This is a genomic window from Hymenobacter sp. HD11105, from assembly GCF_054051685.1.
On record NZ_JBSWBR010000002.1, the window covers coordinates 713964 to 732918 of the forward strand.

Annotated in this window: 12 protein-coding genes; 6 read left to right on the top strand and 6 right to left on the bottom strand. The window is 53.5% G+C overall.

What is annotated here, in order from left to right:
* The first annotated feature begins 288 nt into the window (after positions 1-288).
* Complete coding sequence (locus ACW9KT_RS09250; protein ID WP_457079586.1) at positions 289-1533, top strand: ABC transporter permease; 1245 nt, start codon at positions 289-291, stop codon at positions 1531-1533.
* A gap of 1092 nt (positions 1534-2625) precedes the next feature.
* Positions 2626-3273, top strand: coding sequence for a hypothetical protein (locus ACW9KT_RS09255; RefSeq protein WP_457079588.1), 648 nt, complete (start codon positions 2626-2628; stop codon positions 3271-3273).
* A gap of 154 nt (positions 3274-3427) precedes the next feature.
* On the opposite strand, the gene mtaB is transcribed toward ACW9KT_RS09255, so the two are convergent.
* From mtaB to ACW9KT_RS09275, 4 genes are all read right to left on the bottom strand, one after another.
* A complete protein-coding gene (mtaB, locus tag ACW9KT_RS09260; protein ID WP_457079590.1) occupies positions 3428-4759 on the bottom strand; it encodes a tRNA (N(6)-L-threonylcarbamoyladenosine(37)-C(2))-methylthiotransferase MtaB in 1332 nt (443 codons plus the stop codon).
* Positions 4760-4995: 236 nt separating this feature from the next.
* Positions 4996-5358, bottom strand: a complete 363-nt coding sequence (locus ACW9KT_RS09265; RefSeq protein ID WP_457079592.1) for a hypothetical protein — start codon at positions 5356-5358, stop codon at positions 4996-4998.
* Positions 5359-5524: 166 nt separating this feature from the next.
* A complete protein-coding gene (locus ACW9KT_RS09270; protein WP_457079594.1) occupies positions 5525-7981 on the bottom strand; it encodes a glucuronyl esterase domain-containing protein in 2457 nt (818 codons plus the stop codon).
* A 327-nt stretch (positions 7982-8308) separates the two neighbouring features.
* Positions 8309-10183: an LTA synthase family protein gene (locus ACW9KT_RS09275; RefSeq protein ID WP_457079596.1), complete on the bottom strand. Its 1875-nt coding sequence runs from the start codon at positions 10181-10183 to the stop codon at positions 8309-8311.
* A gap of 432 nt (positions 10184-10615) precedes the next feature.
* Here ACW9KT_RS09275 and ACW9KT_RS09280 point away from each other — a divergent pair, with 432 nt between their 5' ends.
* Both ACW9KT_RS09280 and ACW9KT_RS09285 read left to right on the top strand, forming a co-directional pair.
* Complete coding sequence (locus ACW9KT_RS09280; RefSeq protein ID WP_457079598.1) at positions 10616-12805, top strand: glutamine synthetase III family protein; 2190 nt, start codon at positions 10616-10618, stop codon at positions 12803-12805.
* A 341-nt stretch (positions 12806-13146) separates the two neighbouring features.
* Positions 13147-14439: a sensor histidine kinase gene (locus ACW9KT_RS09285; protein ID WP_457079600.1), complete on the top strand. Its 1293-nt coding sequence runs from the start codon at positions 13147-13149 to the stop codon at positions 14437-14439.
* 74 nt (positions 14440-14513) lie between these two features.
* On the opposite strand, the gene ACW9KT_RS09290 is transcribed toward ACW9KT_RS09285, so the two are convergent.
* Both ACW9KT_RS09290 and ACW9KT_RS09295 read right to left on the bottom strand, forming a co-directional pair.
* The gene (locus ACW9KT_RS09290) at positions 14514-14651 is read right to left on the bottom strand and encodes a hypothetical protein (RefSeq protein ID WP_457079602.1); all 138 of its coding nucleotides are present in this window, start codon (positions 14649-14651) and stop codon (positions 14514-14516) included.
* Between the two features lie 562 nt (positions 14652-15213).
* On the bottom strand, positions 15214-15636 hold the full coding sequence (locus tag ACW9KT_RS09295; protein WP_457079604.1) for an STAS/SEC14 domain-containing protein: 423 nt from the start codon (positions 15634-15636) through the stop codon (positions 15214-15216).
* Between the two features lie 528 nt (positions 15637-16164).
* On the opposite strand from ACW9KT_RS09295, the gene ACW9KT_RS09300 reads away from it, so the two are divergent.
* Both ACW9KT_RS09300 and ACW9KT_RS09305 read left to right on the top strand, forming a co-directional pair.
* Complete coding sequence (locus ACW9KT_RS09300; protein WP_457079606.1) at positions 16165-18102, top strand: sensor histidine kinase; 1938 nt, start codon at positions 16165-16167, stop codon at positions 18100-18102.
* Between the two features lie 92 nt (positions 18103-18194).
* Complete coding sequence (locus ACW9KT_RS09305; RefSeq protein WP_457079608.1) at positions 18195-18953, top strand: LytR/AlgR family response regulator transcription factor; 759 nt, start codon at positions 18195-18197, stop codon at positions 18951-18953.
* The last annotated feature ends 2 nt before the right edge of the window (positions 18954-18955 follow it).

Here is an 18955-nt window from a genome sequence, read left to right on the forward strand (position 1 = left end):
ACGTTCAAAAGGTGAGCAGGCAGAACACTAGATTAGACAACCACAATTCGCGAATAACGCTTAAGGCAGCCAAGTAGGTGATACAACGAGGAAAATCAGCGAAAACACAAAAATCAGCGCTGCCCCATGATTTAAAGGTACTAAAACCCGGCCGGAGTCTGCCCAAAACCGGCTACCTTGCATGAGCAGTCGTCAGCTCAAATCAGGCTCAGTGGCTCATTCAGGCCGCTTTGAGAACATTTTCGGGCAGCCTTCCTATTTACGTTTTGTCGCCACTTGGCCGCCATTATGCACTTGCTAGAAAACATCCGCGAGGCTTTCCGTTCCATCCAGAGCAACCTGTTGCGCACCGTGCTCACGGCCCTTATCGTGAGCATTGGCATTATGTCGCTGGTGGGCATTCTCACGGCCATCGACGCCATCAAGTCGTCCTTAACCAATACGTTTGCCAGTCTGGGGGCCAATTCTTTTGAGCTGACGGCAAAGGGTTATACCAACCGCTTCCGGCGCGGCGGCGTGCAGGGGCGTACTTATCCAGCCATTAGCTACTTACAGGCCCGCCAGTATAAAGAGCGCCTCGGCGACGACGCCCAGGTGGGCATTTCAGCTTTTGTTGCCGGGGCCACCGAAGTAAAAGCCGGTGGGCTCAAGACGAACCCCAACATGCAGGTAATTGCCGGCGACGAGAATTACCTGCGCATTCAAAGCTATAACCTGGAAGCCGGCCGTTCCTTTTCGCCCCGCGAGCTGGAGGAAGGCGCCAATGTGGCCATTGTAGGCACTGAAATAAAGGATAAGCTTTTCCCCAATCAATCCGCCGTCGATCAGTACGTGTTCTTCCTGGGCCAGCGCTTCCAAATTATTGGGCAACTGGAAGCCAGCGGCAGCGGCATGGGTGGGGGCGGGGGCGCCGACCGACTCGTACTTATTCCCCTGATTACTGGTAATCAGATGCCCCGGCAGCGGGCCCTCACCTACGATATCAAAACCGCCACCACTGACCCCGACAACCTGACCTTTATCATGGGTCAGGCCACCGGCATCATGCGCGCCGTGCGTGGCGACCGGCTTGGGCAGGAAGATTCGTTCGAGATGGAGCGCAGCGACTCCGCCGTCGCCACTCTCGACAGCCTGTCGGGAAATCTGCGTACGGGAGGCTTTATTGTCGGCTTTATTACGCTGCTCGGCGCCAGCATCGCCCTCATGAATATCATGATGGTGTCGGTGACGGAGCGCACCCGCGAAATCGGTATCCGCAAGGCTCTGGGCGCAACGGCCATCCAGATTCGTCAGCAGTTTCTCATCGAAGCCATCGTGATTTGTGTGATGGGCGGCGCGTTGGGTATTGTGCTGGGCGTGGCCGGTGGCAACGCTATTTCGCTCTTTATTCCGGGCGGCGGCACGTTCCTGGTGCCATGGCTATGGATGATGGTGGGCCTAGTAATCTGCGTAAGCGTGGGCCTAGCCTCCGGCTATTATCCCGCCAGCAAAGCCGCCGGCCTCGACCCGATTGAGTCCTTACGCTACGAGTAAGCCAGAGCTGGAGCCGCAAATACCGCACGCCGCATAATCCCGAGCGTTGCACTAGTAAAGTAGGTGGGGAGATGAAGGCTGCCTAATCACGGATGTCTAGACTAGCTTTTGATTTAGGTTGGGGGGCAGATTTGCTTGTCCACACCACATTAAACTAGTGTCACTCACTAGTGGGCTTTCTTCATTCCTGAAAATTTTCGGGAATCGTTATGCTAAGCAAAGCCGAAGCACCTCCGCCGCTTCATTGCGCCGACAATAACTATCACAGTAAACATGCTCCGACAGGCAGAAGCCAGATCGATCATGACAAAACAGCGCTTTTGACTGATCCCAATCAGAGCTTTAAGATGGTAGAGTATAGATATAGCTAATCGGTTGAAACCCGGTCAAATCTTGCTGATTCATCTGTAGTGCGGCTGGGGAGTTATGCTTATGCCAAATACATAAACATCTCTCATAAAAATGGTCATTATTCTCATGGGACTTGCCCAAGATTTTTAAGCACCGCTCACCTGCCGCCGGGCCGCTGAATATTTCTCAGCTGTATACATACCTCATGCAGCCTGTGCTGATGGCTGGTCGTCTGCCCACGTTGTGGCAGCAGCTATGTATGGCATATTGTGGGGGAGTTGCTTTTGCTGCCACAAGATGCTGAGCTGCCAGAAGTGCGAGTGCCTGAGAAGGATATTACAAAGAGTATGATAATCTATCTCACGGCCCCCTCGGCCCGGAGCAACCCTCTACTCGAAAAACTTAGACCTGCGCCCGCAGTTTGAAACCACCACCCAAAATGTAGATTATCTGGCCTTCCTCAAAGCTCGAGGCTCGGGTCTGATTGAGGTCAGCGCGACGATGGTATGAAGCAGGGAGGAGCGAGTGTCGCCGAATATTTCGATCTGGTCGATCCGCGCGCTATAACTACGAGTCTGAATTGATAAAAAATTAGCCTTTCGCTAACACGCTTCCCAAGTATTTTTATTGTCGGGCCCGACAGGGCGATGATGCTGGCTTTGGTGCGCTAATGTAAGAGATAGTCGCTTGTTTACTCATTTGTTATATCTTGCTTTCGATTTCAATATAAAACATTTGGGTATGACTAAAGATACGACTGTTGGTCAGCGCTTTTCGGAGTTTATTGCTTACTTAGGTATCTCAAAAAATGCTTTTGCAGCCTCCCTTGACAAGACGGCTACCGTTATTCAACATTTAGTAGACGAGCGTAATAAGCCAGGGTTTGACCTTTTGTGTAAGGTATTTGAAGTATATCCAAATCTGTCTAAAGACTGGCTACTGCAAGGCAACGGACCGATGCTTGCGGAGGAACTGACTGGAGTAGCCAGCCAGGTTACTTCCACAGAAAACACGTCTGTGAAACCTGTATCCGCTAAAGAAAAGCCCCCCGTGGCTGTGGCTACCACTCCGGCTGCTGTTTCCGTGGCCCAGCCCGCTGCTGAAACTTCTACACCACAAACTCCCGCTGCTCCCGAACCTGTAGCAGCCAATCTGGCAGCAAAGCCTGAGCCTGCTGCTCCTACGCAACCACCAACGCCCCAAGCCGCTGCGGCCACGCCCACGCCCCCAGCAACGTCTGCAATTTTTGCTGATACTAGTTGGCAAACTGCGCTTTACACTCAGCAAATGGCGCATCAGCTAGCAATGGCCGAGCTACGCAACCAGCATTTGCAGGAGCAGCAGCGTTTAATGCAGCAGATGCTGGATTTGATGCAGCGAAAAATGTAAGCTGTGTATCCATTCGTATTAAAGGCAACCGTAGCTAATAGTGTCGCTGTTTAAACTAGATTGAGCAACAAAAAGGCCCTAGCTATATAGCTAGGGCCTTTTTGTTTATAATGACTTATACATATAATGCCTCTCGTTAGAAAGAAGCAATCGTTTAGTGCTGCAATACTTCGAAGCCTATTTCCTCAGCTTCCATCTGCCCTTGTGGATTGACGGCTATCAGGCGCAGGCGCTTTAGCTCGCCTACTAGCAATGGGTCGTACTTGGCGGCTACCCGAATATAATTGGGCGTGAAGCCTTCCATTACGCCATTTGTCACATCGTCTTCAAACAGCACATCAGTTTCCTGGCCTGTGTGCTGCTCGTAGAAATGGCGCTTTTTTTTCTCCGAAAGGCTGCGCAACTGCGTAGTGCGATCGTGACGCACGCGGTCCTGCACGCGCCCGGACAGGGTGGGCGCCAGCGTATTCTCACGCTCCGAATAAGGGAAAACGTGCAGGTAACTGATGTCCAGGTCATTCAGGAATTGGTAGGTTTCCAGAAAGTCCTCCTCGGTTTCGCCCGGAAATCCTACAATAACATCTACACCAATGCAGGCGTGGGGCATGACCTCTTTAATCAGGCGTACGCGGTCGGCGTAGAGGGCGCGACGGTAGCGGCGGCGCATGAGGCCCAGAATCTTATCGGAGCCGCTTTGCAGCGGAATGTGAAAGTGGGGCATAAACCGCCGCGATTGGGCCACGAAGCGAATTACGTCGTTAGTGAGCAGGTTGGGTTCGCAGCTGGAAATGCGGAAGCGGTTGATGCCTTCCACTTTGTCCAAAGCTTGCACTAGGTCGTAGAAGTTCTCCTTGCGCTCCCGATTTGCCCCCTGTAAACCGAAATCGCCCAGGTTCACACCGGTCAGCACGATTTCTTTTACGCTGGTCGTGGCCAAGTCCTGTACGCGCTCTACCACACTCTGCACGCTGCCCGAGCGACTGTTACCGCGGGCCAGCGGAATGGTGCAAAAGGAGCAGGAATAGTCGCAGCCGTCCTGCACTTTGAGGAAAGTGCGAGTACGGTCGCCGAAGGAATGGGCGGCGTGAAATTCAGTGGCCGCGCTGATGGGGCTGGCGTACACCTGCGCCTGGGGGGCTTTTTCGAAGCCGGCCAGAATATCCACCAGCTGGAATTTCTCGGCCGCGCCTAATACGGCGTGCACACCCGGAATCTCGGCTATTTCCTGGGGCTTAAGCTGGGCATAACAGCCTACAATAGTCACGAAGGCCTCTGGATTGTGCTTTAGGGCCTCTTTTACCACTTTGCGACACTTGCGGTCGGCGTGGTCGGTGACAGAGCAAGTATTGATAACGTAAATATCGGCCGCGTCCTCAAAGGGGACTTTGCGGAAACCGCGCTCCTCAAACTGCCGCCCAATAGCAGACGTCTCGGAGAAATTGAGCTTACAGCCCAAAGTATAAAAAGCAACTTTCTTCTGTTCCATACGAAGCCGCAAAGGTACGAACAAGTGCACGCTTTTGCCTTCATCTGCCAGGTAATTGCCTGGATGCTAAACGGAAGTTTACTTGTCCGAACGATGTAGAGACGCAATACTTTGCGTCTCGTCGTTGCTGAAGCTAGTATGTCCGAGCAGCGCGGCTTCAGTCGTTCAACGATGAGACACAAAGTAGTGCGTCTCTATATTAATCTGGTATCCTGGAAATAGAAGTAATGCCTACGTCAGGCAGGCAGCGTTGCTTGTTGCAGGCGTTGCATCAGTTCCGGCAAGCTCAGCGAATCTAGCTCAGCGCGGGTCAGGAGAGGTTCTAGCGTCTGAGCGTCGTGTTGCCAAAATACCACCGGTAAGGCCTGGTTCTTGAGTTGCGGAAACTCCTGTTGGAACTCGTCGCGGTGCAGAAAGCGGGCCGCTACGGGCAAAGATTGCAAGAATTGTTTCCACTCCGGACGCATACTGGTGGCGCCGTAGGTGATGCTGCACAAAGAGCAAGGGTAGGTGCGGGGCGAAAGGATTTTGTGCGCCATATCCCACAACCCATTAGCTAGGCCTGCATCAGCATTATAAACGAATAGTAGCGTTCTCATAATTACCCTAACGAAGATCAGTCGGTTCAGGCCGCCGGCCGGGCGCCCTGAGGTTGCCCTTTATAATCAAACATAAGAAAGCCCGACAACTAGCTGCTGCCGGGCTTTCTTTAGTGTAGTGTTTAGCGTTAAAAAACCGTTGTGGGGGGCTTTTTTGAGTGATTTGTTATTGAATAATCACGCGCTGCGTTTTGGTTGTATCCCCTTTAAAGCGAATCAGGTAAACGCCCGGCTTGAGCTTATCACTCGGGATGCTCAGCGTGCTTTGTTTGCCTACATTCACCCGCGACAACACTCTGCCCATCGTATCTACCACTTCAATGCTTTTTACGTGCTGATCAGCGCCTAGCTTGATGTTGATTTTGTCTTCGGCAGGGTTTGGATAAACTTCTATAGCGGTAGCCGCTCCGGCCTTGGTGGCCCCCGTCACTATCCCGCAGTAAGGGGCCGTGCCTCCCAGACCGCTAATGGAAGCCATGGAAGTAGCAAGCACAAGTTTATCCAGTTTCGCTGCGCCGCCTGCATTATAGGCAATGGTTAACGTGTGCTGACCTGGATTTAAGACCGCATCTTTCAGTTTAGTCCAGCCCCAGCCACTACCGGTATTCACTTCTTTCACGCTCACATCATCGATATAATAGGTAGCAGCTACCTGGCCCATATCGAACAGAAAAGTAGTGGAAGCAATAGAGGCCGTGATGGTCCAGGAAATCTGCTGCCACTCCGTGCCAATCGTTTGATCGGCTTGGTACTGGGCGCTGGAAGGCCCGGTGGAAAGACGTATAGATCCCCCAGGCGCCGCGGCTCTTACCCAATATGAAATCATATACTGCTTCCCAATAGTAGTCGAGAAGGCCGCGCTAGAGACCTGCACGCGCCACTGATTATTAGGTGGTTGGGCGGTCAGGTTTACTACCTTCATCGAGCCGCTGCCGGTATGAGCCTCCGCCGCCACGCTATTAGCCGAAATGGTAGCGCCGGTTGAGTTAACTGTTCTCCACCCCGTCAAGCCATTTTCAAACCCTCCATTGGTTACTAGTTGGCTACCGATAGATTGAAAGGGCTCATTATCAATCTTTACCCAGTAGCCATATTCTTCTCCGGCGGTAACAGCTTGCCGGGCCACCAAATTATAAGTGGCCGCACTATCAATTGTAAAAGGCAGTACTAAGTGGGAAGAGGCATCGGTGGGTGGGGTTGCTGGGCTGCTAAGCCCGCTTTTTACCCGTACATATTTTTCACTGGAGGCTTCTGGGTCATTTACTACCTCCCAGCCTGAGCCTACCGTAGCGCATTCGGCTTCCAGCCATAGGCGTTTGCCCAGAGGCTCAGCGGGCAAAACGGGGGTAGCCGTGCCCCACCATTTGTACCAGCGCTGATAGTCCAGCGCCGGATAGGGGTGAGTGGTAATATTGGTGTTGACATTCGGGTTGCCCAGCAAAAATTTGTCTACGAAAGCCTCTACGGCGGGCTGCTGGGTAGCTGGCACCGCGCAGTGATTGTGGCCGCCATCGATGTAGAAGCCAAACCGGTCGCCGATGCCGAAGGTCTTCCACACCTCGTGCGCCGCCCGCGCCGACACGTACGCCGACGGGTTGGCCAGCCACTCAAAGTCAGTGTTGCCCGTCACTAGCAGAGCCCGGGGGGCAATCATGGCCATCAGCTCGTGGTGGTCGTGGGGCAGTTTGGCCACATTTGATTCGGCGAACTGCTTCATGTCATCCTTGAACCAACGGTAGTCCGTGGCCCCAAGATTTTCTACTCCACCCAAGGTTTGGGACACGCGCCAGGCCGGCGCGCCACCGCCGCCCGATTCTTGTGCAATGGTCAGGGCAATGCGCTCGTCCATGGCTCCGGAGAAGAGGGCCATTTTACCAGCGTAGGAGCAGCCGGTTACTCCGATATGTTTCAAATCAATGGGTAGACTAGCTTGCACCAGCTCCATACCATCGATGAGGCGGCTTACGCCCCAGCTCCAGGCCGCGTACTGGCCAGAGTTCTCCAAATTCTGATCCGGATACAGTTGATAATAAGGATCCGACAGCTGCGGATTACCATAGGTCGTGACGTTGTTGTGCGCGTACTGAATACGCGCCACGTTGCGGCTGGTGAAAATCGCTGCCGGCATACTGCCCGATAAGCTGTTCATTCCGATAATAGCCGGGAAAGGGCCGGGGCCAGCTGGCAGGCTTACTTGGGAGGTCAACGTCAGCGTTTTGCCATTTACCGTAACATTGACGGTAAGCGTACCGTTGGCCGTGCCCGTGCCGGGAGCATAGCTGGCCGTGATGGTTTCGGGGCGCCCGGGGCGGCGCCCAATCTCATAGTTTTCAATCTCGGCTTTGATCTCATTGCGTCGGCATTCCCAGTCGCTGAAACTGGTCGAGCGCCCCCGCCCATTCGACCACATAAACGGGTCAGTTAAGGGTTCAACAACAGGCAGTTGGCTGAAGGTAGGCAGGGGAGGAGCCGCGCAGTTTGCTCCCGTATTCTCTACTGGGTACACCAGGGGAGGCGCTTGGGCAAATACATCTAAGCCTATAAGACTTAGCACAAGAGCTAGCGAAGCCGTTGTACTTGTGGTAGAAATTCTACTGGTAAGTGAGAGGAGCATTCTTTTCATAGCGGATGGTTTTGGTCGGGTGGGTGGCGCAGAGTTGGCTTTGCGCCGCTTTTAAAGGACTTCGTTTGGAAGATAGGAGCGCTACGAAAGAAAAAGCCTCATCTTTTCAGAAGGCAGAAAATGAAAATATCGCAATCGCTTCCGCAAACGATTACGGGCTCATTATAACCAAATATTTTACCGCTGAATAACCACAGATAAGGTAGCCAAAGAAGGAAAGGCAGGAGTTGGCCTTTGCATCAGCCAAAGGCTAGGCTCCACAGTAGTGACAAGCGCCAGCTACCGAACTCAGGCCAAGGCGCTAAAGAAATTAGGTTGGATGAAGGGTTACTTCCGTAGGTAGTCCTCGAACGACACTTGCTGATATGCCTGCCCTTGCTTCACCTGAGCATCCGGCACGCGCGCACCGCGGGAAATTACGCGGCGGGCTACGTGGTCGTAAGTCACGGCGCCGGCGGGCGTGAGCATGCCGAAACCGTCGTTGAAGTTGTAAAACGCAAAAGATTTGCCCCCTGGCCGCAGCAAATCACGGCCCCAGCTATACTCACTAGTTGGTAGGTTGAGTTGGGCTAGAAGAGTAGTGGCCACGTCGGTTTGGGCGCCAAAGCTGCTGATAGTGCGGCCCCGAACCTCCAGACGTAAAGCGCCGCCCGTTAATACGAATGGTATGTGAAACTTGGCTGGGCTTTCGTTGGCGGAGTTGCCGGGCAATGGGTGCCCATGGTCGGCTACCAGCACAACCAACGTATTGTTCCACCAAGGCTGTTGGCTGGCTTGGCGTATAAATTGACCCAGCGCCCAATCAGTGTAGTACACAGAGTTGCGAAACAGCGCTGTTTCACTGGTGCCGGGAAATTTCTTCGGAATAGGTATCTCGAAGGGCTCGTGGCTGCTGAGGGTAAAAGCAGTGAGGAAGAAAGGCTGATCAGAGGTGTCTTGAAGACTTAAATCGGCCAGAATTCGATTGAAAAGAATGTGGTCGTGGGCGCCCCACTTGGAGTTTTGCTCCTGGGGGGCAAAATCAGCGCGTTCGGTGAGTTGGTCATAGCCGGCCGCTACGAGGTAGCTTTTCATATTGGCAAAGGCTAACTCGCCGCCATAATAATAGGAGGTGCGATAACCAGCCTGCTCAAAGGAGCGGGCCAGGTGAGGCAGCTTCTCCGTTTTGCGCGGGACCTTAATAATGCTGCCGGTGGGCTGGTTGGGGTAGCCGCTTAGCAAAGCTACAAGGCCTTTTTGGCTCCGGTCGCCGCTGGCGTACACGTTGGTAAATAGTACACTGGTGCGGGCTAAACTATCTAGGTTAGGCGTCACGCCCTTCTCCCCGCCCGTGCTGCCCACAAATTTGGCTGTAAAGCTTTCCAGAATGATAAACAGGACGTTGGGTCGCGGCGTGCGCAGGATGCTAGAGGTGCCTGAGTCGGGCGTGGCAGTAGTGGCTGGCGCTGCGTAGAGCTGCTTCACCAAGCGCTTAGCCGTGGAATCGGGCATAAACTGGTACGGATTCGGGCCACTATTCTTGAGCAATAGCGAATTGAGCACGTTCCAGGGCACATTTACGGCCGCGTGGTTGGCGAAGGGCTGGCTGGAAAAATAAACGTCGCTCTGGTTAATCGGAATCTGCTGCAAGCCCCCCCGCAACGGTACTACCAGCAGCGCCAGCAGTAGCAGACTCACTAGCGCTGCTCGCCACCGTCCGAAGCCGGGCGGCAAGGTGGGTAGGCGCCCCACCAGCGTTTTATACAGCCACCACCCCAGCACCAGCAGCAGTCCAAAAATGCCCCCCAGCAGCAACACCGGTGCACTACCAGCCGAAGCCGTCATTTCAGCCGGCGAATCAATGTACTGTAGGGGAGTGGCATCGAGGCGGAAGCCCCAAGCCCGGTAAAGCTCCAGATCGGCTACGGTAAAGACACTGACTACCACGCCCATTACGGCCGTGTAGAAACGAATTAGCCGGTCGGTAGGGAAACGCGGCCCGGCCAAATTGCCCCCCAGCAGCAATACGAACGGCACAATGCACAGGTAAGCTGCCGTAGACGCGTCCAGCCGCAGTCCGTAACCAAAAATGCCCCCCACAGTGCTCCAAGGCAAAGCGGCCGTCTTAGCCGTGTGGTATCCCAGAAAAATAGCCTTCGCGGCGACAAAAAAGACCAGCCAGAACAAAAAATACCACGGCTGGAAGGCAAAGCGGTTTCTCACGTGGCAAAGGTAGCGCAGCAAGACGAGGATGAAAGTGACAGCAACGGCAAAGGAGATGGTATTATCTCAAAGGGCTGGCTGCTGGGTAGTAGACTACAAGGAACGAAGCAGTTGGCGTCTGGACCTCCCAGTTGTAAACATACCGTCATGCATAGCAAAGCGAAGCATCTGGCGTGCTGACATTAGATTAATAATCATTCGTCAAGGCGAAAAATCCTTCGCTCCGCTCTACATGATGTCTTCATGTAAGATAACGGCAACTCAAGCTATACTGCCCTAGCTTCTACTTAGCCGTCTTGTAATATTTGGGTGGTTTACAGTATAAACACAAGTTATTTTCCAAATACCCTCTAATTTTAAGGGGGTATTTGGAAAATAAACTATCGTTCATCTACATTTGCCTTATAAATAACAACCCCGCGCAAACTTTACATGGCCATTCTCCGCTTTAAAGCTCTCGAATTAGTAGATCAGCGTCGTCCAGTTACTGTAACTCAGTCTGGGGAGCGGCGCTCCGATACGTTCGGGCGCAACGTGTTCAATCTTGATGCAATGCGCGCCACTATGCCGGGCGAGTATTTCAAGAAATTGCAGTCAGCCGTAAAGCAAGGCACGCCAGTAGAGCGCAGCGTAGCCGACGCAGTGGCTTCGGCAATGAAAACCTGGGCCATGGCCAAAGGTGCCACGCACTACACCCACTGGTTTCAGCCCCTGACCGGCGCAACGGCTGAAAAGCACGATTCGTTTTTCGACCTGAACTCCGACGGTCGTCCGATTGAGAATTTTAAGGGCTCTGCCCTGGTGCAGCAGGAGCCCGACGCATCGAGCTTCCCTAATGGCGGCATCCGTAATACTTTCGAAGCCCGCGGCTACACCGCTTGGGACCCAACTTCACCTGCCTTCATCATCGAAACGGCCGGCGCTAAAACCCTCTGTATCCCTACGATTTTCGTGGCTTACACCGGTGAAGCCCTGGATTATAAAGCCCCTTTGCTCAAGTCGTTGGCTATTCTGGAGCAGGCGGCTGTAGATGTTTGCCAGTATTTTGACAAAGACGTAAACCGCGTAAACACCACGCTCGGTATCGAGCAGGAGTATTTCCTGGTTGATAGAGCTCTTTTCGATGCCCGTCCCGACTTGGTAATGACCGGCCGTACCCTCTTCGGACACGCTCCAGCCAAAGGTCAGCAGCTCGAAGACCACTACTTTGGCTCTATTCCGAGCCGGGTACACGCCTTCATGATTGATTACGAAGAGGAAGCGAACCGCTTAGGTATTCCGCTGCGCACTCGCCACAACGAAGTGGCACCCAACCAGTTTGAGTGCGCACCTACCTTCGAGGACGCCAACCTTGCCGTCGACCACAACCAGCTCCTGATGGATATCATGGAGCGCGTGGCCGAGCAGCACAACTTCAAAGTACTGCTCCACGAAAAGCCTTTTGCCGGTGTAAACGGCTCAGGCAAGCATAACAACTGGGCCATGAGCACCGACACGGGCGTGAACCTGCTCGCGCCGGGCCGTCGCCCCAAGGAAAACTTGCAATTCCTGGCTTTCTTTATTACCACTATTAAGGCTGTGCATCGTCACGCCGACTTGCTACGCGCCAGCATCGCCTCGGCTTCCAACGACCACCGCTTGGGTGCTAACGAAGCGCCACCGGCTATTATGTCGGTGTTCGTGGGCTCCCAACTCAACTCCGTATTGGACGAGCTGGAGCGCACCGCTAAGCTCCCATTGGATAAGGGCGACAACATTTACTTGAAGCTTGGTATCGACAAGATTCCGGCTATTCTGCTCGATAACACCGACCGCAACCGCACCTCGCCTTTTGCCTTCACCGGCAACAAGTTTGAACTGCGCGCCGTGGGCTCGTCGGCCAACTGCTCCTCAGCCATGACGGTGCTCAACACCATCGTAGCCGACCAGCTAATTGCTTTTAAAGAGTCGGTAGATGAGCTGATTGAGCAGGGCAAAAAGAAGGAAGTAGCCATCGTGGAAGTACTGCGCGACTATGTTATCTCTTCCAAAGCTATCCGCTTCGAGGGCAACGGTTACTCACAGGAGTGGGAAGACGAAGCCGAGAGCCGGGGCCTAGCCAACGTGCGCACCACGCCGCTGGCCCTTGACGCCCTAACGCGCGAGGACGCGGCCACTCTGTTCAGCCACCACAACATCTTCTCGAAGGTAGAGCTGCACGCTCGCCACGAAATCTTGCTGGAAGATTACATCAAGAAAATCCAGATTGAAAGCCGCACCATGGGCGATTTGGCCGTCAACCACATCATTCCCACGGCCATCGCCTATCAAACCAAGCTTATCACCAACATCCGCGGTCTGCGCGAGCTCGGCCTCGACGACGAGTTCTCGCAGGTGACGGTAGACACGATTAAGGCCATTTCGCGCCACATCTCAACCATCAAAACTACGGTGACGGAGATGATTGAGCGCCGCAAGAAAGCCAACAAGATTGAAGACACTCGCGAGCGGGCCATTGCCTACTGCGACGAGGTGAAGACATGTTTCGACCCCATTCGCCGCTCAGCCGATAAGCTGGAGCTGATGGTGGCCGATGAGGACTGGCCGCTGGTTAAGTACCGCGAACTGATGTTCCGGCACTAAGGTCAGCGTACAGGGTCGGACCGGAGTTGGGTGGGAATTTTCTCCGGCTTCCGATACATTAAAAGGCCGTTTCCGGGTGGGGACGGCTTTTTTGTTTGGGTGCCTAACACAGCCTGACAAAAACCTTGTATACGGCACGTAGTAGCTGTTTTTGGGGATAGTGTTAATCTCAGGTAAGCTACGTTGAGTACGCATATGCCCCCAAATCTTTATCGAATTGCCCTAGCGCCGAGGCTCGCTTTTTGCTTGCTTTTTTTCTCTCCTCGAGGTACTAAGTCAATTTTCTGCGAGTATCTTCCGCTGGCTTCCTGCTTTCCTCCTCTCTTGGTCCGCTGCCCGCTATGTCTCACCCTGACCCGTCTTCTCTGGAAGTGGAAATCCAGGCCCTACGGGCCGAAATCACCTGGCTGCAGGCCGAGCGTCTCGTCAAGGCGGAGTATCAAGCCCTGGCTGAGGCCTACCAGCACAGCCAGGTGCGCTTCCGCAGCGTGTTTGAAGCGTCCCCCCTCGGCCAGAAAATCATTGGCCCTGACCTGACCATTCGGGAAGCGAACCCGGCCGTCGCGGCCCTGCTGGGCTTAGCCAGCCCCGAGCAGCTGCTGGGCCGGGTTATCCTAGACTTTGTGCATCCCCGCTATCAGGCCGATTGGAACCGCTTGCGCGAGGCCTTGTGGACCCATCACCTACCCTCCTATGTGCTCGAAAGCTACTTCGTGCGGGCCGATGGCAGCTGCTTCTGGTGTCGGGTCACCTCCGTCTTGTTTGTCGAGGACGGCCAGCAGTGGGGCTTTACCACCCTGGAAGACGTCACCGCCCGCAAGCAGGCCGAGGCGCGCGAGCACGAGCAACAGCAGCTGCTGCGGACCGCCAACGAAGAGTTAGCCATCGTCAACGAAGAGCTGCGCGTGACCAATGAAGAGTTGCTGGAAGCCAACACCCACTTGGCCCACACCAATGCCGACCTAGACACGTTTGTCTATGCCGCTTCCCACGACCTAAAAGCGCCTATTATCAACCTTGAAAGCTTGATGCAGGCGTTGACGCAGGAGCTGGCCCCCGGAGCCCAGCAAGCGGACCAGGTGCCCAGCATCCTAGGGATGATGCAGCAGGCGCTGGAGCGCTTTCACCATACGCTCGACAAGCTCAGCGACATCGGGACCCTGCAGGGCGAAGTGACCCCCTTGCGGCAAGCCGTCAGCCTAGCCGCCGTGGTCGAGGATGTGCGCCAAGACCTGCAGCCCCAACTGACCGTCTCCGGCGGCCAGATCGAGGTGGACCTAGCGGGCAAGCCCTCGCTGGCCATCGCCGAAAAAAACCTGCGGAGCCTGGTCTTCAACCTGGTGAGCAATGGCCTTAAGTACCGCCACCCCGACCGCGCGCCGGTGGTGCGCGTCAGCAGCCAACGCACCGAAGGCCAGGTGCTGCTGCGCGTGCAGGATAATGGGCTGGGCCTGAGTAGCGCCCAGCAGGGACAGCTGTTTACCTTGTTCAAACGCCTGCACTCCCACGTGGAGGGCTCGGGCGTGGGCCTGTACCTGGTCAAGAAGATCGTAGACCACACCGGCGGCAGCATCCGCATAGAAAGCCAGCTGGGCTACGGCTCCACCTTTATTGTGGCCTTCCCGGCTAAGTAGGGGGTAGTTCCTCCCTGTCCGGCAAGGTCAGCGCACGCTCGCCGGCGGCCACCACGCAAGCCCAGCAGAGACCCTTATGCCTGGCCCGGAACGAGCCCGAGCGCCGGGGCAGAGTCCTGGGCCTCCACATGCGCTAGGACCTGATCCAGGGTTAACTCGCCCCGCTCGAAAGCCTCCAGCAGCAAGCCTTCGTAAGGTTCCAGGGGAAGCATACCGCAGGGCAAAGCTGATCGCCTGGCGCTGCGCCTGAGCTAAGGCAGGAGAAGAGAAAGAAGCCATTCCTAGGAAACGTTTCATCGACTAGGTCCACTGGCTCACCCTACCTGCCTAACACGAGCCAGCTAGGTAACTTATCTTCAGAAATTTAATGCAGCTTAACTTCGGGTTGTATACTGACCTAGAAACGGTCCGGATTCGATCCTGATTAAAATAATATACCTTATATCGAAAGGCGACTGTAGCGCGTGTGCGAACTTTTGGCGGATCCTACTGGTGAAAGTGAACTGGCTGCTTTTGGGCTTTTGCCTTCCTTTTTACTCTACCTATTCTGGCCCGTATCGACCCGTTGGTACCGCCTGCCATACGGACCGCGAACCCCGCCCTACGCGGACCTGATTTATGCGTTATAGGCGGCAGGTGATCGACACTGGGTAAAAAACGGGCCAGCGGCGGGCTTGTTACAAATTGATACAGTAAGGTAGTGTCGTTCTCCTGGCTTTCGACCCGGATTTTGCCCCCCACAGAGCAATGAGAGCTATAAACATGGCTACTGTATCAAACGCTGGCTGCACTTTGCGCCTGCCGCAGCCAGGCTTGCGCCTCGTCGATTTTTGAGAACATGCGCATTTCTAATCGGGTCCCGATGCCAGTGTGCATAGCTTCGGCGGAAACTGCCGCCAGCGATTCGGGACTGACGACGTGGGCGAAGTGCGTGAGGCCCTGCTCGATGGCGCGGGGCGCCCAGTCAGTGGCAATCCACTCCACGGCGTGGTCCCAAGGGCCAATCACCTGGCGGTTATCGTTGAGCAGATAAGCGCAATGGTTGTCGCGCAACGGGTGCAAGCAGGCATCAGCCCCGGCAATGATGCCAATGTAGGTTTGGTAGCCAATCCAATTGTTGTAGACCCACTGGTTGGTGGTGTCGTACTCAATCGTAAGGTAGATTTTGCCGAATCCGTTAGTTAGTTCTAAGGGCATGGGTGGGAGAGAGCTTAAGTAGAATTAGTTCGGCGGATTTTGCCCCCCACGGAGTAATAAGAGCATCCGAAGCAGCTTAGTCATGATCAGCAAAGAGGTCTTTTACGAGGAGCTCTACTGCCCACAGTTGTAGCACCATGGCAAGTAGTAAGAGAGCCACCTTGGGTAGCGATTCACTCAGAGTGCCTAATAATAACAGCCGTAGTTAGAGTATGGTGTACAGTACCGAATGATTGCAAGAAAGCAATTGCTAAGTGAATCGTACTAAACACGTCTTTAACTGAGCGCCAGAAATATCTGCGGTTGCTGTCCATGATCATCGAGGATCTACCTGCCAGCGCCATTTACACTGTCTCTACTTCCTCTTTCTGATAGATTCCTCTCTGGCCTATAATAGCCTCGCTATGAGAACACTGTGTCCCCTGCGCCGGGCAGCGGGGGGCATTTCCCAGAACCCCACGGGGGAAGTAACATGAGCAGGAGACCAATTACGAACGGGAGCGTTTTAAAATAGGGAAAAGAACGGTGGTGAAGCGCTTCACCACCGTTCTTTTCCCTATTTTCATTAGGGTTCCATTCATTGATACCGCAGCTATGCGAAGTGGTGCTTTAGTTCTTCTCTACCTCCTGCTCGGGACTGTGGCCTATGCCCAGACGGAACTGCCGCAGGTCCGGACCACTTCTCCAGCGAAACTGAATAGCCTTGCGAGGCGCTTAGCTCAGGAGAAAACAGATACGGTGCGTTTAAAACTACTCTTGGGTTTAGCGCGTGGTTCACTGCAATTAGGTAATGCCGACTCGCAATTAAGGTATAGTCAGCGAGCTCTGGCCTTGGCCCAAAAAATTAACGATGCAGATGGAGCCTCTGATGCGTACTGGCTGATGATATGGGCTTACCGACAAACTGGCCGTTACCCAGAAGCTCTCCAGACGGCTTTTCGAAATCTTCATCGCGCTGAGCAAACCAAAGATTCCCTCGCGGTGTGGGTAGCCTTGCGTCATGTGATGTTTGTAAATAACGATTTACAGGAATACCAAACGACACTCCGCTATGCCCGACGGTCGCAAAAGCTGGTGCCTTCGCTTCAGCCCAAAGACGACAAAGAGTTGAAGCGTTATGCCTTGGGTGGGTATATGAACTTTATGAGCCACGCTTTCGAAGGTTTAAATCAAGCGGACTCAGCTCTCCATTATAAAAGGCTAGCCTACAAAATGGCCCATGATATACAGGACAATCAGCAATTAGCGCTCACTACCGATAATTTGGTTAAGTACTTTTCTAAAAGAGCAGTGCATGACAGTACTGTCTATTACTCAAAATTATGCATCGAGTACGTAAAGAAAATCGGATTTCGCCATGACCTTGCCGCCAATGGTCAACTAGCACTCGCTACTGTTTATCGGCTGCGAAATCAACTAGACTCAGCCCTGTATTATGCAAAAAGTTCGTTCGCTATTTCTCGCCGGATGCAGCGACTCGCCGCGCAAGTAGATGCCTCTTCCTTGGTGCACGAGCTATATGCTAATAAGACGCCGAAGGATAGTGCCTATAAGTACCTAGTAGTATTGACTGCCCTCCGAGACAGCCTCTTCAACCAGGAAAAAATAAAACAGATAGAGAGCATTAAATATCAAGAAGCCCTGCGCCAGCAACAAGTAGGACAGGAAAGACGCGAAGCGCAAGAGCGCTACGCGCGGCGTATAAGAACCTACGCCCTACTGGGGGGATCTGCCCTGCTTTTGTCCATCGGGTTTTCCGTTTACCGAGTTCGTCAGATACGGCATGAAAGTCAACTCAAGTTCAGCTTCACGAAACAAATTCACCAGACCGAAATGCGGGTGCTCAGGGCGCAAATGAACCCGCATTTCCTATTTAATTGCCTGAATAGTATCAACCGCTATATCGTTAAAAGCGACCCCAAAAAAGCCTCGCATTACCTGACGAAATTCGCTCGTCTTATGCGCTTAATCCTTGACAATTCGGCTAGTGAAAGCATAACCTTAGAGAAGGAGATTCAGACCCTACAACTCTACATTGAAATGGAAAGGATGCGCTTTGCGAATGCCTTTGAGTATACCATTGAGGTAGAAGAAGGTATCGAGCCCGACTCCCTGGCTATTCCATCCATGTTGCTGCAGCCCTATATCGAAAATGCGATCTGGCATGGCTTATTGCACAAAGAAGAAGGGGGGCATTTATGGGTGCGCTTTAGCCAACCCACGGAAGACTTGCTGACCGTAGAAATAGAAGACAATGGTATTGGCCGCCAAAAGGCGAAGGAGCTGAAAAGCAAAGAGGCCATCAGTAATAAATCGTATGGTATGCAAATCAGCCAGGACCGCCTTTTCTTAATCCAGGAGCTCTATGGCTTGAAGGCGACAGTAGAGGTGAAGGATTTGCGCGATGGGCAGGGCCATGATAGCGGCACGAAGATCCTCGTTCAGCTACCAGCGCAGGCGTGCTAGCGATACATAGCCCTGGGGGCATTTTTCTATTATTTGCAATCAGCTATTAGTTAGCCATTGTTCGCTGCACAGGGATGTAAAAGCAAACCGATATGGTAAAAGCTATTCTGGTAGATGACGAAAAGAATGCGTTGGAAATGCTAGAGTGGCAGCTCCAAACGTATTGCCCGCACGTGCAAATAGCGGAGTTGTGCACTACGGCCGACGAAGGCATTGCGGCTATTCACCGGCATGCGCCGCACTTGGTATTCTTGGATATCGAGATGCCGCATAAAAACGGCTTTGAGGTTATACGCCCGTTTCCCGAACCTGCTTTTGACGTCATCTTTACCACGGCTTACGACCAGTTTGCCGTCAAAGCCTTCAAGTTCGCCGCGCTCGATTTTTTGCTTAAACCCATCGCGGCGGAAGAGTTGATGGCGGCCGTTCAGCGCTATGATAAGAAACGGCAGCCCTCCCCATTTAAAGATCAATTTCAACTATTGCTAGAACACTACGCCCACCCCTCGCTTGCACCCAGCAAACTACCCTTCGCTACCCAGGAAGGAATCACGTTTGTCAAGCCTAAAAGCATAGCGCGTTGTGAGTCGTCGAGTAACTACACAACCTTGTATTTCACCGATAAATCAAAGCTTATCGTCTCGAAAACCCTCAAAGAAGTAGAAGAGCTTTTACAGCCACACGGCTTCTTCCGAGTGCATCATTCTCACCTTATTAATCTCCAGCAAGTAAGCCGGTACGTGAAAGCGGAGGGTGGTTATATTGAAATGAGCGACGGTACCCCAGTACCTATTGCTCGGCAACGCAAAGAACTAGTATTGAGCGTCTTGCTGAATAAACCCAACGCATAAGA

Excerpts from the sequence above, each read along its gene's own strand:
- ACW9KT_RS09290 (WP_457079602.1), bottom strand. The coding sequence starts at position 14,651 with ATGCTTCCCCTGGAACCTTACGAAGGCTTGCTGCTGGAGGCTTTCGAG.
- ACW9KT_RS09280 (WP_457079598.1), top strand. The coding sequence starts at position 10,616 with ATGGCCATTCTCCGCTTTAAAGCTCTCGAATTAGTAGATCAGCGTCGT.
- ACW9KT_RS09305 (WP_457079608.1), top strand. The coding sequence starts at position 18,195 with ATGGTAAAAGCTATTCTGGTAGATGACGAAAAGAATGCGTTGGAAATG.
- ACW9KT_RS09295 (WP_457079604.1), bottom strand. The coding sequence starts at position 15,636 with ATGCCCTTAGAACTAACTAACGGATTCGGCAAAATCTACCTTACGATT.
- mtaB (WP_457079590.1), bottom strand. The coding sequence starts at position 4,759 with ATGGAACAGAAGAAAGTTGCTTTTTATACTTTGGGCTGTAAGCTCAAT.
- ACW9KT_RS09250 (WP_457079586.1), top strand. The coding sequence starts at position 289 with ATGCACTTGCTAGAAAACATCCGCGAGGCTTTCCGTTCCATCCAGAGC.
- ACW9KT_RS09255 (WP_457079588.1), top strand. The coding sequence starts at position 2,626 with ATGACTAAAGATACGACTGTTGGTCAGCGCTTTTCGGAGTTTATTGCT.
- ACW9KT_RS09285 (WP_457079600.1), top strand. The coding sequence starts at position 13,147 with ATGTCTCACCCTGACCCGTCTTCTCTGGAAGTGGAAATCCAGGCCCTA.
- ACW9KT_RS09265 (WP_457079592.1), bottom strand. The coding sequence starts at position 5,358 with ATGAGAACGCTACTATTCGTTTATAATGCTGATGCAGGCCTAGCTAAT.
- ACW9KT_RS09270 (WP_457079594.1), bottom strand. The coding sequence starts at position 7,981 with ATGAAAAGAATGCTCCTCTCACTTACCAGTAGAATTTCTACCACAAGT.